The organism is Oleiphilus sp. HI0086 (genome assembly GCF_001635225.1).
Genome location: NZ_LWFZ01000295.1, coordinates 1 through 387 on the forward strand (window position 1 = coordinate 1; position 387 = coordinate 387).

Sequence of the window (387 nt, forward strand, 5' to 3'; positions counted from 1 at the left end):
TATCGCCTTGGCAGCCTATTCTTGTACGCCACTTTTTTTGGCTGGTATCGCCCTTTTAAACCCTGAACCTATTTTCAACATGGCTGTATATCTTATAGCGGCAGTATATGCAGGATTCTTGATCTACGACGGTTTACCGATTGTCATGGGTATTAGCAAAGAACGCGCATTGTTGTTTAGCGGCGCTATCTTGACTGTCGCTCTCGTTTACCTTGTAGCAACAAGAGTCGGTACAGTCGTCATCTGGAGCATAGGCTTCGCCCCTCAGTTCGTATCAGGTTAAGTAAAGCGAGATAGACGGGTTCATCAATGTTGAACCCGGTCTGTCGATGGCGTTCTTAATGTCAATATGTTTTCAGCGGATGACAAGCTTGGTTGGATACCGAT

At 45.7% G+C, this 387-nt stretch carries 1 protein-coding gene; it reads left to right on the plus strand.

Features of this window, described 5'->3' with window-relative positions:
* Positions 1-283, plus strand: a 283-nt coding sequence (locus A3756_RS03665) for a YIP1 family protein (protein ID WP_156490242.1), incomplete at its 5' end; no start/stop codon positions are given.
* Between the last annotated feature and the right edge of the window lie 104 nt (positions 284-387).